Here is a 26,149-nt window from a genome sequence, read left to right as displayed (position 1 = left end):
GGCGAGTATCCAGCTCCCGCCCTGCCGGAGCTCTTTCCATGTCCCTGCGTCTGACCCTCGCCGCCGCTGCGGCGACGCTCGCCTTCGCCGCGCCCGCCTTCGCCCACGCCTTTGCTCAGGACGCCGCCCCGGCGGCCCCGGCCGTCACCGCCGCCCCCGCCCAGTCGCCCGAGGAAGCCGCCTTTGAAGCCAAGGGCATGGCCTTCGAGGCCGAAACCCAGCAGATGGGCGTCGAACTCCAGGCGGTGATGGAAGACCAAACTCTCGACGCCGCGACCAAGAAGGCGCGCACCAACGCCATCATGGACCGCTACGAGCCCAAGTTCGACGCCTTCGCCGGCGACCTGGAAAGCTTCCTGCGCGCCATGGCCGCCCTGCCCGAGCGGGCCGAGCAAAAGGACGAGCTCCTCGCCGCCGCCGAAGCCGCCCCGGCGCAACTGCGCGCCGCCTCGGCCCAGATCCGCGCCAGCATCGACCAGGCCCTGGCGGCGCCCGTCGCCCCCGCTGCGCCCAACTGATCCGGCCCGAGGGCGGGCGAACGCGCCTCCCTTACCGCGATTTCACTTGAGATCGGCCCTCCTTCGGCGGACCCTGCGGCGTCCGTCGAAGGAGAGATCCGTCATGATCCGCGCCCTGTCGCTCGCCGCCGCCCTCGCCCTGCTGCCCGTCTCCGCCGCCGTGGCTCAGGAGGCCAAGACCGCCGCCGAGATTCAGCTGGAGGCCGCCGCCGCCGCGTTCGAGACCAAGATGGAGGAGTTCGGCGAACGCGCCGAAGCCATCCAGGACGACGACGCCCTCGACGAAACCGTCAAGGGCCTGCGCATCGCCGCCCTGTGGTCCGAGTATCAGCCCCACGTCAGCGCCTTCACCAGCCTGGCCACGCAACAGGCCGGCGAGATCGCCCAGCAGGCCCTGGCCGAGATCGACATCGACGCCGTGGTGGCCGAGGCCCTGGCCGGCGTCGAACCCATGGTTCAGGGCCTGGCGACCAACGGCGCCTGGGCCCACGCCGACCCCGACCAGATGGTCACCTACGGCCTGGTGGCCGACTACGCCGTCGGTCAGTCGGAAGCGGCGCTGGAAGAGGTGGAAGCCGCCTTCAACACCCCGCTCGCGCCCCCGGCGCCGCCCGCCCCGCCCGCCGAAGCCTGATCCGCGCTTCCAGAGCTTGACCTGACCGGCGCCGGGCCGGAAAGGGTCTTATGGCCGCGCTTCCTGTCGATCCGCATCTCTACGCCGCCTTCCTGGGCGTCATGGCCGTCATGGCGATCAAGCCTGGACCGGCCAACCTGTTCGCCGTGGCGACCGGCATGGAGAAGGGCCGCGCCTCGGCCCTGATCGGCGTGGTCGGGATGAACGCCGCCACCCTGGTCTGGTTCGGCGCCGCCGCCCTGGGCCTCGGCGCCCTGGTCGCCGCCTTCCCCCAGGTGTTTCGCCTCATCGCCGTCCTGGGCGCCCTCTATGTCGCCTGGTTGGGGATCAAGGCCCTGCGCGGCGCCTTCGCCACCGCCGCCGAGCCCGACCATGTCGAGGTCAGGCGCGGCCGCAGCGCCCTGATCGACGGCTTTACAGTCCAGATCGCCAATCCCAAGGCCATCCTCTTCTTCACCGCCGTCCTGCCGCCCTTCCTGGACGTCAACCGTCCCGTCGCGCCCCAGCTGGCCCTGTTCGCCCTGGCCACCATCGGCATGGACGTCCTGTCGATGAGCGCCTACGGCCTCGGCGGCGCCGCCCTGGCGAACCGGATGAACGAGCCCCGTTTCAAGCGCGGATTCGGAATTTTCGTCGGCGGTCTGCTGGTCCTTGCGGCGATCCTGATCGTCACCAGATTGCACGGATAGGCGTCTGTGTCGCAGGCTCGGGAACTTGGCTGTTCACCTGTCGTTCAGCACCATCGACGTTCTATGGATGTTCAAGGAGAACCTCCCATGAAAAACCTTCGCAAGACGTCGGTTCTGGTTGCTCTCGCCGGCGCCCTGGCGCTGGGCGCCTGCGCCACCGCCACCCCCTATCAGCCGGCCGGCGTGAACGGCCAGCGCGGCGGCTACGCCGAGCAACGGCTCGAAAGCAACCGCTTCAGCGTCAGCTTCTCGGGCAACTCGGTCACCTCGCGCGACCAGGTCGAGATGTCCCTGCTGCTGCGCTCAGCCGAGCTGACGGTCGAGAACGGCTACGACTGGTTCGCCACCGTGACCCGCGCCACTGACCGCGACACCCGCTTCTATACGACGCCGGACCCCTTCTACTACGACCGCTACGGTCCCTACTGGGGTCCCCAATGGCGCTTCTATCAGCGCGGCTACTGGAGCACCTGGGACCCCTACTGGGGTCGTGACCGCGACATCCGCCAGGTCGACCGTTACGAGGCCACGGCCGAGATCGTCATGGGCCGCGGTCCCAAGCCCGCCGGCGACCCCAACGCCTTCGACGCCCGCGAGGTCATCAACAACCTGGGCAGCCGCGTAACCCGGCCTGCTTCCAGGTAAGAGCGCGCTATCGCTCGCTGCTTGAGCGCAGAACTAAAAACGCCCGCCTCATCGCAGAGGCGGGCGTTGCTGTCTGTGGTCACGGCCTCAAGCAGCCCGAAGGGCGATAGGCCCCCTAAAAAAGACCCCAGGGTCGGCTTCAGCCGACTCTGGGCGTCTTCAAGCGTCGTTTGTTCGAGTGGGTCGCCGGCGCCGAACCCAGGGCTTCGGGCACCTCGCCCTTGAAGTAGAAGCGCTGCCAGGCCTCCTTGGCCGCATCGGGATCGCCCGAGGCCAGGCGGGTGTTGAAGTCGGTACGCGCCCGGTTCCAGGCCTCGAACTGGCCCTTCATGCCCGGGTTGGAGTCCAGCGAACGGATCACCGGCTCGAAGGCCTCCACCTTGCGGTGCTCGACCGGCAGGATGAAGCAGAAGGGCTCGCCCTTCTCGAACTTGACCTTGCCCGGCCGCGTGAAGATCCAGTTCATCGTAAAGGGGAAGGGCAGCCAGTCGGTCTCGATCAGACCCGTCAGCGGCTGGATGCCGTCCTTGACGTGGTTGGGCGAGCCCTGCGCCAGCATGCCCCAGCCCGGCGGGGTGCGGAACAGATACTGCGGGTGCATGGTCAGCACCCCGCGCGAGAAGTGCGAGGTGACGAAGTGGTCCAGTTCCGGCTGCGGCCGGTCGGGCGTGATCTTGATGTCCGACTGGGCCGGACCGCCGTTCCATTCAGCGGTGAAGCCGAACGGGACCAGGATCTCCCACCCCGTCGTATTGGCCATGGTCAGCGGCAGGCAGCGATAGGGATGCCGGCTGGCGAAGGCGTCCATCCAGTTGCGCGACTGACGGCCCGGCACCAGGTCGCACGGCCGGGGGCTCATCGGATAGCATTCCAGTTCCAAGACGCGGCTCCCAAACAGGTCGAACAGGGGTAAGGATGATGTCCTCCTCCCCTATCGCCCCCGCCGCCTGTCCGACAAGGCCGAGATGACCGACACCGCCCCCGAACTGCCCGCCCCCGAGGCCACACCCGAGTCCGCGCCCGCCTATGACCGGGCGCGTCTGCTGGCCTGGATGGCGGGGAACGGCATCACCCAGACCACCCACGACCACCCCGCCGTCTTCCGCGTCGAGGAAGGCCTGGAGCTCAAGGCCGCCCTGCCCGGCCTGCACACCAAGAACCTGTTTCTCAAGGACAAGAAGGGTCGGCTGTGGCTGATCTCGGCGGCCCAGGACACGGTCATCGACTTGAAGCGCGCCCACCGGACCCTCGGCTCGGACCGCCTCTCCTTCGGCAATGAAACCCTGATGTGGGAGACCCTGGGCGTCCGCCCCGGCTCGGTCACGGCGCTGGGCCTGATCAACGACGTGGATCGTCGCGTGACCTTCGTCCTGGATCAGCGCCTGTGGGAGGCCGACATCGTCAACTTCCACCCCCTGACCAACACCGCCACCACCGCGCTCGACCAGGCCGCCTTCCGCCGCCTCCTGACCCGGCTGGACCGTCAGCCCCTGGTGGTGGACTTCGACGCCCTGGATTGAGCCGAGAGCGCCGTGCGATCCTCGCCTAGACTTCCAGCGCCCTGGCCCGGCCGAGGAGCATGATCCGGTCCGACGCCCCCGGCGCGAGTTCGGTCAGGTCGGGATCCTCCCCCCGCCACAGCGTCATCATCCCCGTCTCGGCCCGCCACCCCCGAACGCGGCTCCCCTCCTCCACGAAGAGCAAAAGACCGCCGTCCATGGTCCGACGCGCATCGGTCAGTTCCAGGGTGAACCGCCAGTTCCCCGCTGACGGCGCAGCCGGCAAGCCGCGCTGACCAGGGCCATGTCGAACGAGGAGCGGCGCCCCCTCCGCCTCCAGTCCCAAGGCCTTCAACGCCTCGGAGACGAACTGCTCCAGTTCAGCCGAGGCTTCGGCAACCGCGAAAGGCCCCTCTCCTCGCCAGACGGGTGCAGGCTGGTCAGGCGGGCGCCCGGCCAGCACGCGCCTTATGTCCGCTCGCGGTTCGCCCGAACCTGTTCTTTGCCCGCCCATGGGCGCAAGTCTTACAAGACGGCAAGGTATCGCCGCAAGTTTGTCACATTCTCGCCTCTAGCCGGCGGCGTGGATCCAGCCCGTGATCGACAGGCGTGGCGTCTGGGCCAGGCGCGTGACCATCGAAACCGCATGGAGCTGGGGCACGGCGAACAGGTTGAGCGCATTGAAGGCCGGCACATAGCCCTCCGCGACATGGCCGTCGTCGTCGAGGAACATGAGAATTCCGCCCCAGTCGGCGCGCCAGATCGGCGTCAAATTCAGGACATAGGCGTAGAGACGCCTTTGCAGGGGGTTCTCGTCGCCATGAGCGGTCAGGAAATGGTTCGGCAGGTACCGCGTGGCCATCACGTCGGCGAAGGCGAGACGCTCGTCGCCGGTCACGGCGGCCACGAAGTCGAGGAAGGCGCGGCTGTTGATGAAGTCCCGCGCCGATTGCATCGCCCGCGCCACAGGGCGACCCGCTTCCAGCTCCGCCGATATCCGCACCGTGTCGAACACATATTGAAGGGTGTCGGTGCTGGAATCCGCCAGGGATCGCTCCAGCTCCGCCCGTTCAGACGCCGGCATCGCCTCCAATTCCCTGACGCTGATGTCGAGGTCCTGACCCGTTCCGACGTGAAAAGACCGCGTCCAGTCCTCGGCGTCCTGCAGCAAGCCATGAAGTTCCCGAGCCGAGTCCGGCGTCAGGATCTCGGGGATATGAAGCCGTCGATGGCCGCCGAACACGTCCCGATAGCTTTCGGGCCGATGCAGAGGGTTCAAACGAAGAGAAGGGCGATCGGTCAAAACAGCCTCGGACAACAGCGCGCCCAGAGGCGGCAGCCGGCCCTCGTTCGCAAGTTAAACTTTCGACAGAAGGCGCGCCAAGCCAGATGTTCGTTGCGCAAAATCGCGTGTGACGGCCGAAAAATCCCGTTTCCCTGAATCTCCTGTCTCGACGGCGCGCCCCGGAATAATATCGCCGTTCTTCATCTTCGCGCCGACCGGCGCTGCGGGCCTTCATCGCGTCAGTTCCTGACAGGGAGACGGTGCATGCGACTGTTGTGGAAAGCCCTGGCCGTCGGCGGCGCCGGTCTGGTCCTGACGGGGTCGGCCGCCGCGCCGCGCCTGTCGTCGCCACCGCTCGATCCGACCGGCCTGTTCGGCGCCCTGTGCGGGCCGGGCCAGGCGGGCGGAGCGTTGCTGCGCGAGCTGGTGATCGCCTCGGCCGTCGCCGCCCCGGCCAGCCAGGCCCAGCCCATCCCCCTCTATCCCGACCTGACGACCTCGCCCCTGATCGCCACGACGCGCGATCCCCGCGCCCAGGCCTATTTCAGCCAGGGCCTGACGCTGGCCTACGGCTTCAACCACGCGGGCGCCGTGCGCTCCTTCCGCGAGGCGCAAGGCCTCGACCCCGACTGCGCCCTGTGCTGGTGGGGCGAGGCCGTGGCGCTGGGCCCCAACATCAACGCCCCGATGGACGAGCGCGACCGGGCGGCGGCGCTCAAGGCCCTCGAGCGCGCCATGGCCCTGCGGACCCTCGGCACGCCGCAGGAACAGGCCCTGATCGAGGCCCTGGCCCGGCGCTATTCGGACGACCCGGCGGCGGATCGCGCCGCCTTGGACGCCGCCTACGCCGACGCCATGCTGGCCGTCGCGGCCCGCTTCCCCGAGGATGACGACATCGCCGTCCTGGCCGCCGAGGCGGCGATGGACACCACGCCGTGGAACTACTGGCAGGCCGACAAGCGCACCCCGGTCGGGCGCAGCGGCGAGGCGGTGCGTCTGGTCGAGACCGTTTTGGCCCGCACCCCCGGGCATGAGCAGGCCGCCCACCTCTACATCCACCTGATGGAGGCCGCCGATCCCGAGCGCGCCGAGGCCGCCGCCGACCGCCTGGCCGCCGCCCCCACGACCAGCGCCGGGCACCTGGTCCACATGCCCGGCCACATCTATGTGCGGCGCGGGCGATACGCCGACTCCATCCGACTGAACGTCGCGGCGGCGCGCGCCGACGAGGCCTTCATCCGCGACACGGGCGACGAGAGCCTGGTCCGCTACGGCTATTATCCGCACAACATCCACTTCATCGTCGCCTCGGCCCAGATGGCCGGCGACATGGACACGGCCCTGCGCGAGGCGCGACGGCTGAGGACCGTGCTGGACCCGGCGACCTCGGCGAAAATCGCCTGGATTCAGGTCATCGACGCCGCCCCCTGGCAGGCCCTGGCCCAGTTCGCCGCGCCGCGAACCATCCTGGCCGCGCCCGCCCCCGACGCCCGCCTGCCCTATGCCGTCGCCATGCGCCATTACGCCCGCGCCGTGGCCTACGCCCGACTGCGCGACCGGGCCAGTTTCAACCGCGAACTGGCGGCCCTGACCGCGCTGAAGGCGTCCGACGCCTTTGCCGACATGGTCGCCCAGGGCGTGCCCGCCCCTGACCTGCTGACCCTGGCCGAGGCCGTGGCGCGCGGCCGCTTCGCTGCGGCCCAGGGCCGCCATCGTGAAGCCGCCGACCACTATCGCCGCGCCGTCGCCATCGAGGCGACGCTGCCCTATCAGGAGCCGCCCTACTGGTATTACCCGGTCAATCAGTCCCTGGGCGCGGCCCTCTATCAGGCCGGCCGTCCCGCCGAGGCCGCCGAGGCCTTCCGCTACGCCCTGGTCCAGACCCCCAACAACGGCTGGGCCCTCTACGGCCTGACCCGCAGCGAGGCGGCGCAAGGCCACGCGGACGAAGCCGCCGCCGCCGAGAGCGCGCTCAAGACCGCCTGGCTGGGCGACCGTCGCTGGCTGCGCATGGACCGGCTGTAGACCAGCCTTCTTGCCCCCTTCCCCCTCGAGGGGGGAAGGGCCGGGGATGGGGGTGTGAACACGACCCTGGCCATAAAGGCGCGAGAGACGCGACCGCGCCTCCTGCGTTCTCAGGTCACATCATCTGCCTCCACCCCTACCCATCCCTCCCCCCTCGAGGGGGAGGGCTTTTACTTCGGGAGCGACCTCTTCTGACGCAGCGATCCACTATAGTCATACGAGTCCGCTCTCCGATTTCAGACGATTCAGACGAATTGGACTCTGTTTTTCGCGCGGACCGGTCGCGGTTGCGGCCAGACGCCTCACTTCCTGCACTTGCCGCTTGATGGCGAGGCATCCCGACGCCATCTGATCCGTTACGATTCTTCGACCCTTACGCGGACCCGATCATGACCTTCGCCGACCCCACGCTTTCCGACGACCTGATCAAGGACGGCAGCGACGCCAGCTTCATGACCGACGTGGTCGAGGCCTCGAAGCATCAGCCCGTCATCGTCGACTTCTGGGCCACCTGGTGCGGCCCGTGCCGCACCCTCGGCCCGGCTTTGGAAAAGGCCGTGCGCGGCGCCGCCGGGGCGGTGAAGATGGTCAAGATCGACGTCGACGCCAACCCGGCCTATGCGGGGCAACTGCGGGTCCAGTCGATTCCGACCGTCTATGCCTTCGTCAACGGCCAGCCGGTCGACGGCTTCCAGGGCGCCATCCCGGACAGCCAGATCAAGGCCTTCATCGACAAGCTGACCGGCGGCGCGGGCGTCAACACCGACGTCGAGCAACTGCTGTCGCTGGGCGAGGAATCCCTGTCGCTGAACGACCTCGGCGGCGCGGCCCAGGCCTTCGCCCACGTCCTGACCATGGAGCCGGACAACCAAAAGGCCATCGCCGGCATGGCCCGCGTCTATCTGGCCGAGGGCGACGCCGAACAGGCGCGTCAGACCATCGCCATGGCCCCGGCCGACTCCACCGATCCCATGGTCCAGAGCGTCCGCGCCCAGCTGTCGCTGGCCGCCGCCGCCCCGACCGGCGCCCACGCCGAGCTGGAGGCGAAGATCGCCGCCGATCCCAATGATCATCAGGCCCGCTACGACCTGTCCCTGGCCCTGGCTTCGTCGGGCGACCTGAACGGCGCGGTCGATCAGCTGCTGGCCATCGTCAAGGCCGACCGCGAGTGGAACGACCAGGCGGCGCGCAAGCAGCTTCTGACCGTGTTCGAGGCCGCCGGCGCGACCAGCGAGGTCGCCCGCGACGGCCGCCGCCGCCTGTCCTCCATCCTGTTCGCCTGATCGGAGACCGGCGATGGCTCAGGGCTATATCAAGGCGATCGAGCTGCCCCAGGTCATCCCGGTCTTCCCCTTGCCCGGGTCGATCCTGCTGTCGCGCGGTCAGTTGCCGCTCAACGTCTTCGAGCCGCGCTATCTGAACATGGTGGACGACGCCATGGCCGGGGACCGGATGATCGGCCTGATCCAGCCCATCGGCGGCATGGACATTCAGCCGCCCCTGGCCCGCGTCGGCTGCGCCGGACGCATCACCAGCTTCAACGAGACCTCGGACGGGCGCTATCTGATCACCCTGACCGGGGTCTGCCGGTTCCGCGTCACCACCGAGCTTCAGGTCAAGACGCCCTATCGTCAGGTCCACGCCGACTTCGCCGCCTTCGAGGCCGACCTGCGCGCCCCCGACCCCGCCGCCGAGTTCGACCGTCATGGCTTCCTCGATGCGCTCCGCCCCTATCTGGAGCACCGGGGGCTGAACGTGGACTGGGACACGGCCGAGGCAGCGCCTCAAGAAGCGTTGATCAACAGCCTGGCCATGGCCCTGCCGTTCGAGCCGCCCGAGAAGCAGGCCCTGCTGGAGGCCGACACCCTGGACGCCCGCGCCGAGGCCCTGACCGCCCTCCTGCGCATCGAAGCCGCCGCCAACGACGACGACGACGGCCCGGCGATGCAGTAGCTACCACTCACAGCCCGCGCGCCAATGCGTCAGCGCCCTCGGGACACGGCCCGCCAAACGGGCTCAAGTAGCGCAAAGCGCGATAGCCCCCTAAGAAAGACTCCATGAGCGACGCCTTCAACACCCCCGTCTCGGTCGATCCCCGCCTGCTGGAGGTCCTGGTCTGCCCGGTCACGCGCGGCCGCCTGACCTATGACCGCGAGCGCAACGAACTGATCTCGGCCGGCGCCAAGCTGGCCTTCCCCATCCGCGACGGCGTGCCGATCATGCTGGCCGAGGACGCCCGCCCCCTGGACTGAAAAGGGGACTGAAGCTTACGCCGCGCTTAGGCGGCGGCCCGCTTTCCGCATCGCGCCCTTACGCCGCTTGGGCGTCTTCTTCGCCTCATGAAGGAGACCCCCATGAGCCGCCGCGCCCTGCTGAACCAGTCCCTGAAGCCTGCCGCCCCGCCCACGGTCTGGCGCATGACCCAGACCGTTCTGGCCCTCTATCTCGGCTGCACGCCCCGCAACCAGGGCCGCCCGCGATGATGAGCGGCTATCCCGACGCCCGGCCGGCTCCGCCTCACCGTCATCGCGCCTATGGCGTCGTCGCCCGCGACGGCGGCTGGTGCGTCACCCTGGACGACTGCGCCACCCGCCCCTTCAAGGACCGCGAAGCCGCCCTGCGCATCGCCCGCCAACTTCAGCGCCAGGCCGACGGCCTGCACCAAACGGCGCCGCACGCATGAGCGCCGCGCCTGTCCTGTTCGAAATCCGCCGCCTGGGCCGGGTCTGGCGCCTAGCCTCCTCGGACGGCCTCTTCTTCGGCCTGTTCCAGACCCGCGCCTCGGCCCTGCGCTGCGCGGTCGAGGAGGCTGACCGCCGCAACGACGCCGACGTCCTGCTGCACACCCACGACTAGAAGGATACCGCGCCCCACCGCTACGCGGTCCCCTCTGCCCTCAAGCAGCGAGCGCCCGCGGCGCGAGCGATAGGGTTTCTTCGCTTTAGAGAGCCTCGCCGCGCAGCAGGCGCGGCAGGTCGCCCGTCGCCCCGCCCGCTTCGTGCATGAAGGCCCGGCGCAGGGGGGCGATGCGATTGACCGCCGCCATGCCCAGGTCGCGGGCCAGCCGCACCGGCGGCAGATCATTGGAGAACAGCCGGACGAAGCCGTCGAAGCCGGCCGCCAGGGCCGCGTTGTCGAAGCGACGCCAGCGGGCGTAGCGCTCCAGCACCAGCTCCGAGCCGATGTCCTCGCCGATCCGCACCGCGTCGGTCAGGACCTCGGCCAGGGCGGCGGCGTCCTTCAAGCCCATGTTCAGCCCCTGCCCCGCCACCGGGTGCACCCCGTGGGCGGCGTCGCCGAGGATGGCGATGCGCGGCGCGGTCAGCTTCTCGGCCAGTTGCAGCGACAGGGGATAGACGAAGCGCGGCCCGACGACCTCGACCCCGTCCAGGAACTCGCCGAAGCGGCGCATCAGGTGGGCGTGGAAGGCCTCGTCCGAGGCCGCCTTCAGCGCCTCGGCCCGGCGCGTGCTCTCGGTCCAGACCAGGCTGGCGCGCTGCTCGGTCAGGGGCAGGATGGCGAAGGGGCCGTCCGGCAGGAAATACTCGTGGGCGACATTGCCGTGGTCGCGGCCCAGCTTGACCGTCGCCACCACGCCGCTCTGGCCATAGCCCCAGCCCAGGGTGTCGATCTTGGCGGCCTGACGCACGGTCGAGCCGCGCCCCTCGGCGCCCACGACCAGCGGCGCCTTGAGGGTCGCGCCGTCCTTCAACGTCACGGTCGCCAGGCCGGGCCCGACCTCAACCCCGGCCACGGCGGCGGGGGCGCGGACCTCGATCCCGGCGGCGGTCACGGCCTCGGCCAAGGCCGTGCGGATGCGGCGGTTCTCCAGCATATAGCCCAGGGGCTCGCCGCCGTTGCGGTCGCCGATCTCATCGGCGTCGAAGCGGATATAGACGGGCGACGGCGGGCGGCTGGCGGCGCCCGGCCGCTTGCCGTCCGTCACCAGAATGCGGTCCATGCGGCATGCGTGGGGCCGCAAGCTCTCGCCCAAACCCAGAGCGTCCAGCATGCGGAAGGTGGAATAGGCGATGGCCGTCGAGCGCCCGTCGAAGGTCGGCGCCAGTTGGGCGTCGAAGGGCTGGGGATCGACCAGCACCGGCTTCAGTCCGCCCTGCGCCGCCGCCAGCGCGAACGTCGCCCCCGCCAGTCCCGCGCCCGCGATGATGATGTCGTAGTCCGTCTGAGCCATGCCGCCTGTGTCGCGCCGATGGCCGCCCGCGTCCAGAGGCGAGAGGTCGCGGCGGCCCGATCGCCGCCTGGTAAACAGCCCCTTAACCCTGTCGCGCGACAAGGGGGGCCTAGTCTTCTGAGGTTCGCCTTCATGTCCGTCGCCCTCGCGCTCGGCCAACGCGCCTGGTCCACCGCCCGCATCGTCTGGGCGGCGCCCTTCGCCGTTCGGTTCCGCGGCGTCCTGCAAGCCCTGCTGGCCAGCCTGCTGCTGGTGGCCATGATCTCGTGGAACCCGGCCGACCCCAGCCTCAACGCCGCCTCGACGCAGGGCGCGACCAACTGGCTGGGCGGAACCGGCGCCGTCTTCGCCGACCTGATGATGCAGTCCCTGGGCCTGGCCGCCTGGCCCGCCGTCCTGCTGCTGATCGCCTTTGGCCTGGCCACCGCCATCGGCGACGCCCTGCAACACCGGCTGCAGCCCACCGCCTTCAAGGTCTTCTGCGCGATCGTCGGCGTCCTGCTGCTGTCCGCCGCCCTGTCGGCCCTGGCCGCGCCCGCCAAATGGCCGCTGGCCGCCGGGCTGGGCGGCCTGTGGGGCGACGGCGTGACCGGCCTGTCGGCGCAAGGCCTAGCCGCCCTACACATTCCGGCTGGACGCTGGATCGCCGGCGGCCTGTTCCTGATCCTGGCCTTGTGGGGTCTGGGCTACGCCGTGGGCCTGCGCCTGCGCGACTTCACCGACACCGCCGGCTGGGCCGCCGAGAAGAACGCCGCCCGCCGCGCCCAGCAGGCCGAGCGCCCGGCCAAGCCCGCCCGCGCCGTAGCCGAGGCCGCGCCCGCCGCCGCGACCGCCTCGCGCCGACCGCGCCGCGTCCACGAACAGCCCGAGACGCCGCCGGTCGCCGCGCCCGCCGCCGACCTCGAGGCCGACGACAACTACGCCTCCGATCCCTACGCCGATGACGAGCCCGTCGCCTATGCGCCGCCGTGGGAGGAGGCCGCCCCCGCCCCGGTCGCCCCGCCCTCGGCCCGCGCGCCGAAAACGGTCGAGCCGCGCGTGGCGGCGGTCAAGGCGCCCAAGCCGCGCAGCGACGCCGATCAGGCGACCTTCGACTTCGAGCCCGGCGAGGGCTTTGACCTGCCCTCTCTCGGCATCCTGGCCAAGCCCGGCCAGCGCGGCGGCGCCGTAGACGAGGAGTCGCTGAAGCAGAACGCCAAGATGCTGGAAGGCGTGCTGCAGGAGTTCGGCGTGCGCGGCGTGATCGATCAGATCCGCCCCGGCCCCGTCGTCACCCTCTATGAACTGGTCCCCGCCCCCGGCGTGAAGCACGGCCGCGTCGTGGCCCTGGCCGACGACATCGCCCGCTCCATGTCGGCCCGCGCCTGCCGCATCTCGGTCGTGCAGGGCAGGAACGCCATCGGCATCGAACTGCCCAACGCCAAGCGCGAGACCGTCTACTTGCGCGACCTGCTGGCCAGCGGCGAGTACGATAAGAAGAGCCATCTGCTGCCCCTGGCCCTAGGCGAAACCATCGGCGGCGAGCCCTATGTGGCCGACCTGGCGCGCATGCCCCACCTGCTGATCGCGGGCACCACCGGCTCGGGCAAATCGGTCGGGGTCAACGCCATGATCCTGTCGATCCTGTTCCGCCACTCGCCCGCCGAGTGCCGCTTCATCATGATCGACCCCAAGATGCTGGAGCTGTCGGTCTATGACGGCATCCCGCACCTGCTGGCGCCGGTCGTGACCGATCCCAAGAAGGCGGTCGTGGCCCTGAAGTGGACCGTGCGCGAGATGGAGGACCGCTATCGCCGCATGTCCAAGCTCGGCGTGCGCAACGTCGCCAGCTACAACGAGCGCGCCCGCGAAGCCCAGGAAAAGGGCGAGCATTTCGAGCGCACCGTCCAGACCGGCTTCGACGAGCAAGGCCGCCCGGTCTACGAGAGCGAGAAGATCCGCCCCGAGCCCATGCCCTATCTGGTCGTGGTCATGGACGAGATGGCCGACCTGATGCTGGTCGCGGGCAAGGACGTGGAAGGCGCGGTCCAGCGTCTGGCCCAGATGGCCCGCGCCGCCGGCATCCACCTGATCATGGCCACCCAGCGCCCCTCGGTGGACGTCATCACCGGCACCATCAAGGCCAACTTCCCGACCCGGATCAGCTTCCAGGTCACCTCCAAGATCGACAGCCGCACCATCCTGGGCGAACAGGGCGGCGAGCAGCTGCTGGGTCAGGGCGACATGCTCTACATGGCCGGCGGCGGCCGCATCACCCGCCTGCACGGCCCCTTCGTCACCGATCAGGAAGTCGAGGAGGTGTGCAAGCACCTGCGCCTCCAGGCCGAGCCGGACTACCTCGACCTGATCACCGACGAGCCGGACGGCGACGGCGACGGGGCCATGGGCGGCGACGGCGACGGCATGTCGGGCGACGACCTCTATGACCGGGCCGTGGCCGTGGTCACCCGCGACCGCAAGGCCTCGACCTCCTACATCCAGCGCCGCCTGCAGATCGGCTACAACCGCGCCGCCACCCTGATCGAGCGCATGGAGCAGGAAGGGGTCGTCAGCCCCGCCAACCACGCCGGCAAGCGCGACATCCTGGCAGGGCCGCCGCCTATGTAGTTTCGGCTGCGCCGAGGCGGCGGCTTCGCCGCCGGGCGCTATCGCTCGGCTCGCGGAGCCTCGCTGCTTCAGCGCCGGGACGCCGTTCGGAACCGCCTGCCGCCCAGACCCGTTGGAACGCCCATGTCCTCAAGCAGCGAGCCGCCGCGCGGCGAGCGATAGGACCCCAAAAACAATGAACGCCGCTTCATCGAAGCGCCGGAATATGGTCAGGCTGACGTCATCAGCCTGCCAGATGAAGCTCACACCCTCGTCGGGTCGAAAACCGTTCAGAACGGGAGAAGAAAAGACATGACCCTTTCACGCCGCGCCTTCGGCTTCAGCGCCGCCGCCTTGGCGATCATCGCCGCCGCGCCCGCCTCGGCCCAGTCGAACCTGTCCGCCGAGGATCAGGCGACCTTGCGTCAGGCCCAGACCTATCTGACCGCCCTGACGGCGGCCCAGGGCGACTTCGTCGAGACCGGACCAGGCGGCCAGCGCCGCACCGGCAAGTTCTGGCTGCAACGCCCCGGCAAGATGCGCTTCGAATACAGCGACCCGGCGGGTCTGCTGGTCGTGGCCGACGGCAACAACGTCAAGCGCTACGACCCGCGCCTGAACGTCTTCCGCCAGGTGCCGCTGCGGGCCACGCCGCTGTCGACCTTCCTGGCCCGCGAGGTCCGTCTGGATCAGGGCGTGCGCATCGACCGCGTCACCCGCATGGCCTCCGGCGCCTTCGCTATCACCGCCCGCGACGCCTCCAAGCCGGCCGAGGGCTCGGTCATCCTGGCCTTCGCCGGCTCGCCGCTGCGCCTGCAGGAATGGAGCATCACCGACGCGCAAGGTTCGCGCACCCGCATCCAGCTGACCTCGCTGCAGCCGGCCTCCGGTCTGGCCGCCAGCCTGTTCCAGCTGCGCGACCCGACGCGTCGCCCCAGCCGCAACTAGGGATCGCAACCAGAGCGATCTGTCGCAGGAACGGCACAACCCTGACTCATTTTGTTGATTTGACTTTTTTCGCTCGTGTGACATTCTGACCACAGAACGGCGGCGGCCGTTCTGTCCGCCATGGAATCATCCCCTCCCGGCGGCGAGAGAGACGAACTGAACAGCGCCCGGACCCGTTCCGGGCGCTTTTTTCATGTCGCGTCCGGGCCGGTTTGCTAAGGCCAAGCCATGACCCTTCGCATCGTCACCTGGAACATCAACTCGGTCCGCCTGCGCGTCGACCAGATCGCCCGCTTCGTCGCCGAGTACGCGCCCGACGTCCTGTGCCTGCAGGAGATCAAGTGCACCGAGGACCAGTTCCCGCGCGAAGCCTTCGAGGCGATGGGCCTGCCCTATCTGAAGATCCGCGGCCAGAAGGGCTGGCACGGCGTGGCTATCGCCAGCCGCCTGCCCATTCTTGACGGCGAAGGCCCTGCGCTCGACGTCTGCCGCGAGGGCCACGGCCGCTGCGTCTCGGGCCTGATCAACGGGGTCGAGGTGCAGAACTTCTACATCCCGGCCGGCGGCGACATTCCCGACCGCAAGCTGAACCCGAAGTTCGATCACAAGATGGACTTCTATGAGCGGCTGACCGCCGAGATGAAGACCCGCGACCAGCAGCGGCCCCTGGTCCTGGCCGGCGACTTCAACATCGCGCCGGGCGACAACGACGTCTTCAATCACAAGTTCATGCTCAAGGTCGTCAGCCATACGCCCGGCGAGATCGAGACCCTGCGCCGGCTGCAGGACGCCGGCGGGTTCGCCGACGTGGTGCGCGACCAGATCCCCGACCCGGTCAAGCTGGCCAGCTGGTGGAGCTATCGCGCCAAGGACTTCCGCGTGTCGAACCGGGGCCTGCGGCTGGACCACCTGTGGACCTCGCCGGGCCTGACGCCCGCCGTGGTCAAGGGCAGCGCCCGCATCCTGGACACCGTGCGCGAATGGGAACGGCCCAGCGACCACGCCCCGGTCGTCATGGACCTGGACGTCTGATCCCGTCGATCAGAAGGGGAAGAAGATCGGGATGGCGACCATGGCCGCCGCCCAGGTGATCAGGTTCAGCGGCAGGCCCACCCGCACGAAGTCCAGATAGCTGTAGCCGCCCATCTGATAGACCAGCACATTGGTCTGATAGCCGAAGGGGGTGGCGAAGGCGGCCGAGGCGGCCATCATCACCGCGACCAGGAAGGGGCGGGGATCGACCCCCAGACTCTCGGCCAGGGCCACCGCGATCGGCGTCACCAGCACCGCCACCGTGGCGTTGGACAGAAGCTCGGTCGCGAACAGGGTCACGCCGTAAAGCACGATCAGGGCGCCCAGCGGCCCGAACGGGCGGATCACCTCGATCAGCAGGCCCGCCCCCTGGGCCGCCAGCCCGGTCACCTCGATGGCGGTGCCGACCACCACCATGCCGGCGATCAGCAGCAGGATGTCGGGCTTCAGTCCCGAATAAGCCTCGTCCGGCGTCAGCACCCCCAGCAGGATCAGGGCCACCGCCCCGGCGAAGGCCGCCGCCGCGATGGGCGCCAGGCCCAGCCCCGCCGCCGCCACCACCAGGACGAAGACCGTCAGGGCGATCAGGGCGCGGCGCCACTGCAGCGGCCGATCGGCCGAGGCGTATAGCTCGACATCGCCCAGGTGGGCGTCGCCGGTGCCGTCGCGCTGGCTGCGGCTTTCGCCCAGAGGGATCAGGGCCGGCAGGGAGAAGGGCAGCCGCCAACGGCCCAGGCGCGGCTTGCGCGCCGCCGCCTGAGCCCTGGCCTGGGCCTCAGCCTCAGCCCGCGCCTCGGCCTCGATCCGCTCGCGTTCGGCCTCGGCTTCCTCGTCCAGGCTGGCGGTGCGGCCCAGTTGGCGCGCGCCGAAGAAGTAGAGCCACAGACCGCCGACCAGGGCGATGACCAGGCCAACCGGGGTGATCTCGAACAGGCTGAAGACCGGCTGGCCGGCGTTGCGCGCCATGTCGTTGACCAGAAGATTGGTCGAGGTGCCGATCAGGGTCAGCAGGCCGCCCAGGACGGTCACATGGCTGAGCGGCATCAGGAAACGCTTGGGCGACAGCTTCAGCGACCGGGCCATGTCGCGCACCACGGGCGCGGCCAGAACCACCACCGGCGTATTGTTCAAAAAGCCGCCGACCGAGCCGCACAGGCCGATCACCGCCCAGATGCCGACCGCGCCGAACCGCCGGCACAGGGCCGTGGCCTTGCGGATCATCAGACCCAGAAGGCCCGACAACTCGATGGCGTAGGCGATGACGAACAGGCCGGCCAGGGCGATGACGGCGGGACTGGCGAAGGCGCTCTGGACCTCGACCGGGCGCACTACCCCGAACAGCAGCAGGGCCGCCGCCCCGCTGAGCGCCACCACGTCGGATCGCATCCGGCCGTGGATCATCACCCCGACCACGGCGACCAGAACGATGAGTGCGATGATCTGATCCAGCGTCACGCGCGCGCGGACCCTCCCCGGCCCTCGCCCCCGCTGTGGATGCCGATTGTTCGGCCGGGGGCGCCCTTCAGCGTTTCTCGTGTTAGGCTGGTTCCATGCCGATCACAACGACCCGTCTCGTCGCGCCCGTCGCTGTCCTCGCCGCCCTGCCGCTTCTGGTCTGGTGTCAGCGCCCGCCCGAGCCGACGACGGAGCCGACGCCCGCCCCCGCGCCTTCGCCGACGGTCGTGCTGGACAGCAACCTGAACCGCTTCGCCGTCCTGGCCGCCCTGAGCGAGGCCGGATCGGCCCTGGCCGACGGACGGACCAGCGAGGCGGCCCTCAACGGCCGGACGGTGTCGGTGCGCCTGCCCTTCGGATGCGGCGGAACGGTCAACACAGACGAGGCGACGGTCGCCGGCCTTCCGCGCCTGGTCCGCAACCCTGACGGCGGCCTGACCCTGACGGTCACGCCCGAGGACCTGAAGGCCAGGGTTCTGGCCGGCGGCGCCGGGCCAGCGCTGGAAGCGGGCCTGGATCAATGGGACGCCGTCGAAGGCTTCTGGATCGCACGGCCCTGGAGCGGGCTGGACGCCTGCCCCGCAACAGCGACCGCGGCGCCTGTCGTTGCGCCCGCAACCCCGCCCGAAGCGGCCAAGGTCGAAGCCGAGGCGTCAAAATCCGCCAAGGCCGCCGTTGAAGCGCCGCCTCCGCCTGTCGTGGTCCCGCCGGAACGGACGGCGGGGCTGGCGGCCGTGGTCGAGGCGGACGGCTCGCGTCTGGGGCGGCGCCAGGGCCGGGGCCAGGATCAGGCCTACGCCCATGTCATTCGGGGGGAGAAAGGGATCGCGCCCACGCCGGCGCCGGGCGGCTACGCGCTGCGGCTGGAAGGGCGGCTGACGAGCTTCGCCGACGGCAAGGCCGTGAAATGCGTCCAGAGGGACGCGGAAAGCCGGCCGGTCTGCGTCGCCGCGCTGCGGCTGGACCGGCTGGCCTTCGAGGATGGAGCCACGGGCGCCCTTCTCAGCGAATGGCGCCCGCGTTGAGCTGAAATCAGCCGGAGCTGATCTTAGGCGGCGCCGAGCAGCTTGGCGCCGGCCAGAACGCCCAGCAGGATCAGGGTGACGCTGCCGGTGAAGACGACGACGGCTTCGAACGAGAAGGCGTTGACGCGGGGATGCACGAGTTTCATGATGAGGTTCCTTGTCGGCGGGGAGATCCGAGCCCGCTGAACATGCCCCTTTGCGCCCCTGTGGACAAACCACGGTTAGGCTAGGTCGAGTGAGTTTCAATCACCCGACGGGATCGGCGTGGGCCTCGGCCTCGATCCAGTTGAGGAAGCGCCGCAGCTTGGGCTCGTCGGCGCGCTCGGGCAGGACCACGGCCCAATAGGCCAGGTTGTTGGTCAGGGCATGATCGACCGGCTGGATCAGCCGTCCCTCCCTCAGGTCGTCGGCGGCCAGGGGCGCCGAACTCAAAGCCACCCCGCGTCCCGACAGGGCGGCCTCCAGCACCAGATGGCTATGGCTGAAGACCGGTCCGCGCAGGTGCTGGACACGGGGGTCGGCGACCCCGGCGCTTTCGAACCAGGCCTTCCAGCCCATGCGGTCCGCATAGGGCATGTCGTGCCAGGTCTCATGGATCAGGACCACGTCCAGCAGATCGGCCGGGGTGTTGACCTTGCGCGCCGCCGCCAGGGACGGGGCGCAGACGGGGATCAGGCGTTCGCTCATCAACCGACGCGCCGTCTGACCGGGATAGGGACCCTCGCCATAGCGAAGCGCCACATCGGCCTCGCCATTGGACAGGTCGGCGATGCGGTCCTCGGCGAAGACGATCAGGTCCAGGTCGGGATTGTCCTCGCTGAAGCGGTGCAGCCGCGGCGACAGCCACTTGCCCGCCAGCGACGGCAGGGCCGAGATCCTCAGCTGGCGGCTGCGACCGGGCCGCACGGCCTCCAGGGCGCTTTCCAGCCGCTCGAAGGCGTCGGCCACGCCCTGGGCCAGGCGGCGGCCGTCGGCGGTCAGGACCACGGAGCGGTTGAAGCGCTCGAACAGGCGCAGGCCCAGCCGCATCTCCAGCGCCTTGATGTGGCGGCTGACGGCGCCGGGGGTGACGCCCAGCTCCTCGGCGGCCTCACGGAAACTGCCCAGGCGCGCGGCGGCGTCGAACGCCCGAAGCGCCACCAGGGGCGGGGTCGGACGACGCTCGCTCATCGTCCGGTCAGGGCTGCAGGCGGTAGCCGCCCGCGTCGGTCAGCAGCAGACGCGCCTGGCCCGGCTCCGGCTCGATCTTCTGGCGCAGACGATAGATGTGGGTTTCCAGGGTATGGGTGGTGACCCCGGCGTTATAGCCCCAGACCTCGGTCAGCAGCTCCTCGCGCGACACGGGCTTGGCCCCGGCGCGATAGAGGTATTTGAGGATGTTGGTCTCTTTTTCCGTCAACCGGACCTTCTTGCCCTTATCGTCCAGCATCATCTTCGACGCCGGGCGGAACTCGTAGGGGCCGATCTGGAAGACGGCGTCCTCGGACTGTTCATGGCTGCGCAGGTGGGCGCGGATGCGGGCCAGCAGGACCGCGAAACGGAAGGGCTTGGTGACATAGTCGTTGGCCCCCGAGTCGAGACCGAGGATGGCGTCGGAATCCGAGGACTGGGCCGTCAGCATGATGACCGGGGTCGAGACGCCGGCCTTGCGGATCAGGCGGCAGGCCTCGCGACCGTCCATGTCGGGCAGGTCGACGTCCAGCAGGATCAGGTCGGCGCGAACCTCGCGCGCCTGACGCACCCCGTCGGTCGCGGTCGAGGCCTGGACGGGTCGAAACTCCTCGTGCAGGGCCAGTTGCTCGGCCAAGGCCTCGCGCAGGTCGTCGTCGTCGTCGATGATCAGAATGGTCTTGGGCGTCGGCATGGGTAGAGAATGGCGAGGCTTGAAGGGTTCGCCAAGGGCGCTCCGCTATTTCATCGCTTTAAGAGGGCTTTAGAGGCGCAATTCGTTCCCCAAACAGGGCCGAACCGACCCTCACATGGGTCGCGCCGTTGGAAATGGCGGTTTCATAGTCCCCGCTCATGCCCATCGACAGAACCGACAGGCCGTTTCGCGCGGCGATCTCGGCCAGCAGCCTGAAGTGGGGTTCGGGCGCTTCGTCGGCGGGGGGGATGCACATCAGGCCCTCGAGGTTCAGGCCGTGGTCGTCGCGCGCGGCGGCGATCAGGGCGTCGGCATCTTGCGGCAAGACCCCCGCCTTCTGCGACTCGGCGCCAGTGTTGACCTGGACCAGGACACGGGGACGGCGGCCGGTCTTCGCCATCGCCACAGCCAGGGCGGCCGCCAGTTTTTCGCGGTCCAGGGTCTCGATGACGTCGAACAATTCGACCGCCTCGACCGCCTTGTTGGTCTGCAAGGGGCCGATCAGACGCAGTTCCAGATCGGGCAAGGCGGCGCGGCGCGCGGCCCAGTGCATTTGCGCCTCCTGCACCCGGTTCTCGCCGAAGACGCGCTGGCCGGCAGCGAGCGCCGCCTCCAACGCTTCATCCGCTTGGGTCTTGGACACGGCGGTCAGGATCACGGATGACGGATCGCGGCCCGCCGCGACGCAGGTCTTCGCAATACGCTCGCGCACCACGGCCAAGCGATCGGCGATGGACGAAGCGGCGGAAGCAGGATTAGAGGCGGTCATGACCCTCACCGAAGACGCAGACGCCCTGTGGCGGACGGCGACGGCTCTAGCCCGTGCGGCGGCGGCTGTCAGCCCGGCGAAACCTCCCCTGCCCCCGCTTCTGTTCTTCACCGACCCGTCGCGCACGCCTCGGCCGTGGGAGACGGCGGCCCATCTGCCGGCCGGCGCGGGCGTGGTCTTCCGGTCTTTCGGCGCGGCTGACGCCCTGGAGACGGGCCTGCGGCTGCGGGCGGCGACCAAGGCGGCCGGGGTGCGTCTGCTGGTCGGACTGGATGCGGATCTAGCCGAGCGGGTCGAGGCCGACGGGGTGCATCTGCCCGAGCGGGCTCTGTCGGCGGCCTACGCCCTGTCGGGACGGCGGCCCGACTGGCTGCTGACCGGCGCCGCCCATTCGCCCGAAGCGGTCAAGAACGCGCGCGATCTGGACGCCCTGGTCCTGTCGCCGGTGTTTCCGGCGGGCGGCGCTTCGGCGGCCAAGACGGCGCTGGGGCTCGAGGGCTTCAAGGCGCTGGCGGCGCTGGCCCCTTGCCCCGCCTACGCCTTGGGCGGGATCAGCGCGGCCAATGTCGCGGCTCTGATCGGATCCGGCGCGTGCGGGATCGCGGGCGTGGACGCCGTGCAGACCGCCTTCAGACCCTGAGGGCCGACGCGATCAGAACTTGAAGATGGTTTCCAGACGCACGCGCGGCGCGGCGCGGCGGTCGGCGGCGCTTTCGGGGGCGCGGGCCGGGTCGATCTCGGGCGAGGCCAGGTTGGCGGCGGCGCCGACGCGCAGACGCGGGCTGAGGCGGTAGTAGGCGCCGGCCTCGACGTCGCCCCAGTCGGTCTCACGGCCGACGGGCTGGTTCAGATTGAAGTTCAGGCCCCAACGGCCGCTGTCGTTCCAGCGAAGGCCGCGACGTTGCGGCGCGGGCGCCGCATGCGAGGCCTGGGCGGCTTCGGTCAGGGAGACGGCGGGGGCGCGGCGGGACTGGGCTTGGGCCGAGGCGTCATGAGCCGTCCCGGCGATAGCCAGGGCACCCACAGTCGCAGCGATGATCGCAACGAAACGCATCTTCCAACCCTTGGGCGACGTTCTCGCGCCGACCCTTGTTTCCTGAACCTGAGCCGAAGCTCAAGAACACAGCGATTAGACACCGCCGGTCCACCCGGTCAACGAAACGTAGTCATCCACAGGTCGTTCCGCACGACTCTTGCGAGTCCTGTGGCGCTGACACCACGCCAATAAGTCGACTTAGCGCCGCTTGAACATCGGTTCGCCTTGTCATCGCCCCTTTCGCCCGTGTTATAGAGCGTGGCTGCGGCGCAGGCGTGCGCGGATCGACGGGCGCACGCGTACCTGGATCCGCTCTGCGGCTCGACCTCGAACCTTTACGGAGACCTCGGAATGGCATTTGTTCGCGGCGCTGCGGTCGCCCTGATCGCGTCGGGACTGCTGCTGGGCGGTTGCTCCAGCCTGCCCTTCGTCGGCGGCCAGGAAAAGGCCCCCAAGGCCGACGCCCAACTGGGCATCGGCGTGAACGCCTATCTGTGGCGCGCCACCCTGGACACCCTGGCCTTCATGCCCCTGACCAGCGCCGATCCGTGGGGCGGCGTGGTCAACTATGACTGGTACGTCAATCCGCAGGCGCCGAACGAGCGCTTCAAGGCCACCGTCTTCATCCTGGACCGCCGTCTGCGCGCCGACGCTCTGAACGTCTCGGTGACCAAGGAAGTCAAGGACGCCGCCGGCGCCTGGACCGCCGCCCCGGTCGCGGCCCAGACGGAAACCGATCTGGAAAACGCCATCCTGACCCGCGCGCGTCAGCTCAACCTCGCCAACGCGGCTCGCTAAGAGCCGCCCTTCACCCGCCACCCCAACGCAGACCTCAGGGCCGCCTCAAGCTTCGCGCCTGAGGCGATACCTCAGGATACGCCGTGGCCACTCGTTACGAGCCCAAGACCGCCGAACCCCGCCAGCAGGCCCGCTGGGCGGCTGCTGACGCCTTTTCGGTGTCCAACGCCGACACCGGCCGTCCGACCTATTACGTGCTCGAGATGTTCCCCTATCCGTCGGGCAACATCCACATGGGCCACGCCCGCAACTATGTGATGGGCGACGTGGTGGCGCGTCACAAGCGGGCGCAAGGGTTCGACGTCCTGCACCCCATGGGCTGGGACGCCTTCGGCATGCCGGCCGAGAACGCGGCCATGGAGCGCGGCGTCCACCCTGGCGACTGGACCTGGTCCAACATCGCGACCATGCGCGACCAGCTGAAGCTGCTGGGCCTGTCGCTGGACTGGAGCCGCGAGTTCGCCACCTGCGACCCGGCCTATTACGGCAAGCAGCAGGCCTGGTTCCTGGAGCTCTACAAACGCGGCCTGGTCTATCGCAAGGACGGCGTGGTCAACTGGGACCCGGTCGACAACACCGTCCTGGCCAATGAACAGGTCATCGACGGCCGCGGCTGGCGCTCGGGCGCCCTGGTCGAGAAGCGCAAGCTGAACCAGTGGTTCCTGCGTATTACTCAGTACGCGGACGATCTGATCGACGGCCTGTCGGAACTGGAAGGCCGCTGGCCCGACAAGGTTCGCCTGATGCAGGAAAACTGGATCGGCCGGTCCAAGGGTCTGCAGATGAAGTGGGCCTTCGCGCCCGACGCGGCCCCGTCTGGTCACGACGCCGTCGAGGTCTACACCACTCGACCCGACACCCTGTTCGGCGCCAGCTTCGTCGGCCTGGCCCCCGATCACCCCATCTCGAAGCAGCTGGCCGAGGCTGACCCCGAGGTCGCCGCCTTCGTCGCCGAATGCCGCAAGGGCGGCGCCTCCCAGGCCGAGATCGAACAGGCCGAGAAGATCGGCTGGGACACCGGCCTGAAGGTCGTCCATCCCTTCACCGGCGCCGAGATCCCGGTCTGGATCGCCAACTTCATCCTGTCGGAATACGGCACGGGCGCCATCTTCGCCTGCCCGGCCCACGACCAGCGCGACCTGGACTTCGCCCGCAAATACGGCCTGCCGGTCATCCCCGTCGTCCGCCCCGAGGGCGCCGGCGACGACTTCGCCGTGGGAACTGAGGCCTATACCGGCCCCGGCTCCATCTTCCATTCCGACTTCCTGAACGGTCTGGACATCGAAGCCGCCAAGGCCGAGGCCATCGCCCGCATCGAGGGCGCTGCGGCCGGCGAAGCCAAGACCATCTACCGCCTGCGCGACTGGGGCGTCAGCCGCCAGCGCTACTGGGGCTGCCCCATCCCCATCATCCACTGCGAGGCCTGCGGTCCGGTGGCGGTCCCCGCCGACCAGCTGCCGGTCGAGCTCCCCAAGGACGTGACCTTCGACGTGCCCGGCAATCCGCTGGACCGTCACCCGACCTGGAAGCACGTCGCCTGCCCGACCTGCGGCGGCGAAGCCCGTCGCGAGACAGACACGCTCGACACCTTCGTCGATTCCAGCTGGTACTTCGCCCGCTTTGCCGATCCCAAGGCCGACGAGCCGATCAACAAGGCCGCCGCCGCCCGCTGGCTGCCGGTCGATCAGTATATCGGCGGCGTCGAGCATGCGGTCCTGCACCTGCTCTACGCCCGCTTCATCACCCGCGCCCTGTCGGACGCCGGTCTGATGGACGTGAAGGAGCCCTTCGCCGGCCTGTTCACCCAGGGCATGGTGGTCCACGAGACCTACTACGAAGGCCATGAGGCCAGCGGCAAGCCGCGCTGGGTCGAGCCCTCCGACGTCCGCATCGAGACGGTGGACGGCCGGCGCGTCGCCACCCGCCTGTCCAATGGCGCCGCCCTGACGATCGGCGACATCGAGAAGATGTCCAAGTCCAAGAAGAACGTGGTCGCGCCCCAGGACATCATCGAGGCCTATGGCGTCGACGCCGGCCGCCTCTTCGTCCTGTCGGACAGCCCGCCCGAACGCGATGTGCAGTGGTCGGCCGGCGGCGTCGAGGGCGCCAGCCGCTTCGTCCAGCGCGTCTGGACCGAGTTCGACGGCTTCGACCCAGCCGCCTCGGCCAACGCGGACGTGGACGCCAGCCTGATCCGCGAAACGCACAAGACCATCAAGGCCGTCAGCGAAGGCGTCGAGGGCTTCCGCTTCAACTCGGCCATCGCCAAGCTCTACGCCTTCCTGGCGACCATCCGTCAGCACGACAAGGCCGGCGCCGAGGCGAAGAAGACCGCCCTGACGACCCTGGCCCGCCTGATCGCTCCCTTCACGCCGCACCTGGCCGAGGAAGGCTGGGCGCGTCTGGGCGAGGAGGGCATGGTCCTGGACGCCCCCTGGCCCGTCTTCGACGCCGCCCTGGCCGCCGACGACGAGGTCGTCCTGCCCGTCCAGATCGGCGGCAAGCGTCGCGGCGAGGTCGTCCTGCCGCGCGGTTCGGACAATGCCACGGTCGAGGCCGCCGCTCTCGCCAATCCGACGGTTCAGGCCTACCTTGCCGCCAACAACCTCAGCATCCGCAAGGTGATCGTGGTGCCCGACCGTATCGTCAATCTGGTGGCCGGCTGATGCGTCGCGCCCTGGCCCTGATCGCCGTCGCCGGCGCGACCCTGCTGTCCGGCTGCGGCTTCACGCCCATGTATGGCGACCTGGGCATCGGCGCGGGGCTGTCGCGCATCGCCGTGACCACCCCCGACAACCGCCTGGGCTATCGCCTGCGCGAGCAGTTGGAGGACGCCTTTGGTCGCGACGGTTCGGCCCAGCCCCTCTATCGCCTGGCGACCGAGGTGACGCAGGAACGCCGCCCCCTGGGCCGCCGTATCGACGACACGGCCAGCCGCTATGAGCTGACGGTCAAGGCCGACTGGGTCCTGACCCCGGTCAGCGGGGGCGCCCCGATCAAGGGCTCGCAGACCACAACCACCACCTATGCCGCCGCCGACCAGCCCTATGCCGCCATCGCCGCCCAGCAGGACGGCGAGGACCGGGCCGCCGCCGATCTGGCGCGCCTGATCCGGCTGGACATGATGCGCGCCCTGGCGGGCCAGTGAG

30 protein-coding genes are annotated in these 26,149 nt (G+C 69.5%); 20 read left to right on the top strand and 10 right to left on the bottom strand.

Translation table 11 applies throughout. From position 1 onward, the window contains the following. Positions 1-38: 38 nt before the first annotated feature. The 4 genes from ACR9FL_RS17175 to ACR9FL_RS17160 all read left to right on the top strand — a co-directional run bounded on the left by ACR9FL_RS17175 (position 39) and on the right by ACR9FL_RS17160 (position 2,486). The gene (locus ACR9FL_RS17175) at positions 39-518 is read left to right on the top strand and encodes a translation initiation factor IF-2 (protein ID WP_436356510.1); all 480 of its coding nucleotides are present in this window, start codon (positions 39-41) and stop codon (positions 516-518) included. 103 nt (positions 519-621) lie between these two features. After that, positions 622-1,152 carry a hypothetical protein gene (locus ACR9FL_RS17170; RefSeq protein ID WP_296177125.1) on the top strand — a complete coding sequence of 177 codons (531 nt, stop codon included), beginning with the start codon at positions 622-624 and terminating at the stop codon, positions 1,150-1,152. A gap of 50 nt (positions 1,153-1,202) precedes the next feature. Next, positions 1,203-1,841 (top strand): LysE family translocator, encoded by a 639-nt coding sequence (locus ACR9FL_RS17165; protein ID WP_436356509.1) that lies wholly within the window; start codon positions 1,203-1,205, stop codon positions 1,839-1,841. A gap of 87 nt (positions 1,842-1,928) precedes the next feature. After that, on the top strand, positions 1,929-2,486 hold the full coding sequence (locus tag ACR9FL_RS17160) for a CC0125/CC1285 family lipoprotein (protein WP_436356508.1): 558 nt from the start codon (positions 1,929-1,931) through the stop codon (positions 2,484-2,486). A 139-nt stretch (positions 2,487-2,625) separates the two neighbouring features. Here the strand turns inward: ACR9FL_RS17160 and ACR9FL_RS17155 are convergent, their stop codons facing one another. After that, positions 2,626-3,366 carry a DUF6065 family protein gene (locus tag ACR9FL_RS17155; RefSeq protein WP_436356507.1) on the bottom strand — a complete coding sequence of 247 codons (741 nt, stop codon included), beginning with the start codon at positions 3,364-3,366 and terminating at the stop codon, positions 2,626-2,628. Positions 3,367-3,451: 85 nt separating this feature from the next. On the opposite strand from ACR9FL_RS17155, the gene ACR9FL_RS17150 reads away from it, so the two are divergent. Then, positions 3,452-4,006 carry a prolyl-tRNA synthetase associated domain-containing protein gene (locus ACR9FL_RS17150; RefSeq protein ID WP_436356506.1) on the top strand — a complete coding sequence of 185 codons (555 nt, stop codon included), beginning with the start codon at positions 3,452-3,454 and terminating at the stop codon, positions 4,004-4,006. Between the two features lie 25 nt (positions 4,007-4,031). On the opposite strand, the gene ACR9FL_RS17145 is transcribed toward ACR9FL_RS17150, so the two are convergent. After that, positions 4,032-4,448 (bottom strand): hypothetical protein, encoded by a 417-nt coding sequence (locus tag ACR9FL_RS17145; protein ID WP_436356505.1) that lies wholly within the window; start codon positions 4,446-4,448, stop codon positions 4,032-4,034. 108 nt (positions 4,449-4,556) lie between these two features. Then, the gene (locus ACR9FL_RS17140) at positions 4,557-5,156 is read right to left on the bottom strand and encodes a 2OG-Fe(II) oxygenase (protein ID WP_296177138.1); all 600 of its coding nucleotides are present in this window, start codon (positions 5,154-5,156) and stop codon (positions 4,557-4,559) included. Positions 5,157-5,534: 378 nt separating this feature from the next. Between ACR9FL_RS17140 and ACR9FL_RS17135 the strand changes: the two genes are divergently transcribed. The 7 genes from ACR9FL_RS17135 to ACR9FL_RS17105 all read left to right on the top strand — a co-directional run bounded on the left by ACR9FL_RS17135 (position 5,535) and on the right by ACR9FL_RS17105 (position 10,151). Then, complete coding sequence (locus ACR9FL_RS17135; protein WP_436356504.1) at positions 5,535-7,295, top strand: hypothetical protein; 1,761 nt, start codon at positions 5,535-5,537, stop codon at positions 7,293-7,295. Between the two features lie 389 nt (positions 7,296-7,684). Continuing rightward, positions 7,685-8,578: a thioredoxin family protein gene (locus tag ACR9FL_RS17130; protein ID WP_296178521.1), complete on the top strand. Its 894-nt coding sequence runs from the start codon at positions 7,685-7,687 to the stop codon at positions 8,576-8,578. 13 nt (positions 8,579-8,591) lie between these two features. Beyond that, positions 8,592-9,248, top strand: coding sequence for an LON peptidase substrate-binding domain-containing protein (locus ACR9FL_RS17125; RefSeq protein ID WP_296178519.1), 657 nt, complete (start codon positions 8,592-8,594; stop codon positions 9,246-9,248). Between the two features lie 104 nt (positions 9,249-9,352). Beyond that, a complete protein-coding gene (locus ACR9FL_RS17120; RefSeq protein WP_046652703.1) occupies positions 9,353-9,547 on the top strand; it encodes a Trm112 family protein in 195 nt (64 codons plus the stop codon). Positions 9,548-9,649: 102 nt separating this feature from the next. After that, positions 9,650-9,778: a hypothetical protein gene (locus ACR9FL_RS17115; protein WP_296178511.1), complete on the top strand. Its 129-nt coding sequence runs from the start codon at positions 9,650-9,652 to the stop codon at positions 9,776-9,778. After that, positions 9,775-9,978 (top strand): hypothetical protein, encoded by a 204-nt coding sequence (locus ACR9FL_RS17110; RefSeq protein WP_436356503.1) that lies wholly within the window; start codon positions 9,775-9,777, stop codon positions 9,976-9,978. Before ACR9FL_RS17115 ends, ACR9FL_RS17110 begins: the two co-directional genes overlap by 4 nt. Then, positions 9,975-10,151 (top strand): hypothetical protein, encoded by a 177-nt coding sequence (locus tag ACR9FL_RS17105; protein ID WP_436356502.1) that lies wholly within the window; start codon positions 9,975-9,977, stop codon positions 10,149-10,151. Before ACR9FL_RS17110 ends, ACR9FL_RS17105 begins: the two co-directional genes overlap by 4 nt. Positions 10,152-10,236: 85 nt before the next feature. Here ACR9FL_RS17105 and ACR9FL_RS17100 read toward each other — a convergent pair whose 3' ends face one another. Then, entirely contained in the window at positions 10,237-11,487 is a 1,251-nt protein-coding gene (locus ACR9FL_RS17100) for a UbiH/UbiF/VisC/COQ6 family ubiquinone biosynthesis hydroxylase (RefSeq protein WP_436356501.1), read from the bottom strand. A 132-nt stretch (positions 11,488-11,619) separates the two neighbouring features. Here ACR9FL_RS17100 and ACR9FL_RS17095 point away from each other — a divergent pair, with 132 nt between their 5' ends. The 3 genes from ACR9FL_RS17095 (at position 11,620) to xth (ending at position 16,053) form a co-directional block, all read left to right on the top strand. Next, positions 11,620-14,094 (top strand): DNA translocase FtsK 4TM domain-containing protein, encoded by a 2,475-nt coding sequence (locus ACR9FL_RS17095; protein WP_436356500.1) that lies wholly within the window; start codon positions 11,620-11,622, stop codon positions 14,092-14,094. Positions 14,095-14,385: 291 nt separating this feature from the next. Next, the gene (locus tag ACR9FL_RS17090; protein ID WP_436356499.1) at positions 14,386-15,021 is read left to right on the top strand and encodes a LolA family protein; all 636 of its coding nucleotides are present in this window, start codon (positions 14,386-14,388) and stop codon (positions 15,019-15,021) included. Between the two features lie 228 nt (positions 15,022-15,249). Further along, the gene (gene xth / locus ACR9FL_RS17085) at positions 15,250-16,053 is read left to right on the top strand and encodes an exodeoxyribonuclease III (RefSeq protein WP_296176505.1); all 804 of its coding nucleotides are present in this window, start codon (positions 15,250-15,252) and stop codon (positions 16,051-16,053) included. Between the two features lie 9 nt (positions 16,054-16,062). On the opposite strand, the gene ACR9FL_RS17080 is transcribed toward xth, so the two are convergent. Further along, on the bottom strand, positions 16,063-17,508 hold the full coding sequence (locus ACR9FL_RS17080; RefSeq protein ID WP_296176502.1) for an SLC13 family permease: 1,446 nt from the start codon (positions 17,506-17,508) through the stop codon (positions 16,063-16,065). A gap of 95 nt (positions 17,509-17,603) precedes the next feature. On the opposite strand from ACR9FL_RS17080, the gene ACR9FL_RS17075 reads away from it, so the two are divergent. Beyond that, a complete protein-coding gene (locus tag ACR9FL_RS17075; protein WP_436356498.1) occupies positions 17,604-18,533 on the top strand; it encodes a hypothetical protein in 930 nt (309 codons plus the stop codon). A gap of 23 nt (positions 18,534-18,556) precedes the next feature. Here ACR9FL_RS17075 and ACR9FL_RS17070 read toward each other — a convergent pair whose 3' ends face one another. From ACR9FL_RS17070 to ACR9FL_RS17055, 4 genes are all read right to left on the bottom strand, one after another. After that, complete coding sequence (locus ACR9FL_RS17070; RefSeq protein ID WP_436356497.1) at positions 18,557-18,679, bottom strand: hypothetical protein; 123 nt, start codon at positions 18,677-18,679, stop codon at positions 18,557-18,559. 100 nt (positions 18,680-18,779) lie between these two features. Then, a complete protein-coding gene (gcvA, locus tag ACR9FL_RS17065; RefSeq protein WP_296176495.1) occupies positions 18,780-19,703 on the bottom strand; it encodes a transcriptional regulator GcvA in 924 nt (307 codons plus the stop codon). Between the two features lie 7 nt (positions 19,704-19,710). Then, positions 19,711-20,397: a response regulator transcription factor gene (locus tag ACR9FL_RS17060; RefSeq protein WP_105564206.1), complete on the bottom strand. Its 687-nt coding sequence runs from the start codon at positions 20,395-20,397 to the stop codon at positions 19,711-19,713. 58 nt (positions 20,398-20,455) lie between these two features. Next, positions 20,456-21,166 carry a YggS family pyridoxal phosphate-dependent enzyme gene (locus ACR9FL_RS17055; RefSeq protein WP_436356496.1) on the bottom strand — a complete coding sequence of 237 codons (711 nt, stop codon included), beginning with the start codon at positions 21,164-21,166 and terminating at the stop codon, positions 20,456-20,458. Between ACR9FL_RS17055 and ACR9FL_RS17050 the strand changes: the two genes are divergently transcribed. Further along, the gene (locus ACR9FL_RS17050) at positions 21,165-21,806 is read left to right on the top strand and encodes a thiamine phosphate synthase (RefSeq protein WP_436356495.1); all 642 of its coding nucleotides are present in this window, start codon (positions 21,165-21,167) and stop codon (positions 21,804-21,806) included. The two genes, ACR9FL_RS17055 and ACR9FL_RS17050, sit on opposite strands and share 2 nt — an antisense overlap. Before the next feature lie 12 nt (positions 21,807-21,818). Here the strand turns inward: ACR9FL_RS17050 and ACR9FL_RS17045 are convergent, their stop codons facing one another. Next, positions 21,819-22,220 (bottom strand): NtrZ family periplasmic regulatory protein, encoded by a 402-nt coding sequence (locus ACR9FL_RS17045; protein ID WP_296176488.1) that lies wholly within the window; start codon positions 22,218-22,220, stop codon positions 21,819-21,821. Between the two features lie 333 nt (positions 22,221-22,553). Between ACR9FL_RS17045 and ACR9FL_RS17040 the strand changes: the two genes are divergently transcribed. The 3 genes from ACR9FL_RS17040 to lptE all read left to right on the top strand — a co-directional run bounded on the left by ACR9FL_RS17040 (position 22,554) and on the right by lptE (position 26,148). Further along, positions 22,554-23,000 carry a DUF3576 domain-containing protein gene (locus ACR9FL_RS17040; RefSeq protein ID WP_436356494.1) on the top strand — a complete coding sequence of 149 codons (447 nt, stop codon included), beginning with the start codon at positions 22,554-22,556 and terminating at the stop codon, positions 22,998-23,000. Between the two features lie 83 nt (positions 23,001-23,083). Further along, positions 23,084-25,666, top strand: coding sequence for a leucine--tRNA ligase (leuS, locus tag ACR9FL_RS17035; RefSeq protein ID WP_436356493.1), 2,583 nt, complete (start codon positions 23,084-23,086; stop codon positions 25,664-25,666). Next, positions 25,666-26,148 carry an LPS assembly lipoprotein LptE gene (lptE, locus tag ACR9FL_RS17030; protein WP_436356492.1) on the top strand — a complete coding sequence of 161 codons (483 nt, stop codon included), beginning with the start codon at positions 25,666-25,668 and terminating at the stop codon, positions 26,146-26,148. The genes leuS and lptE overlap by 1 nt, the downstream gene beginning before the upstream one ends. Position 26,149: the final 1 nt, after the last annotated feature.

Origin of the sequence: Brevundimonas sp. CEF1, from assembly GCF_051353055.1 — a bacterium.
Taxonomy (GTDB): domain Bacteria; phylum Pseudomonadota; class Alphaproteobacteria; order Caulobacterales; family Caulobacteraceae; genus Brevundimonas.
Note: the sequence above shows the minus strand (reverse complement) of the source record. Positions and strands in the feature narration are given on the sequence as shown.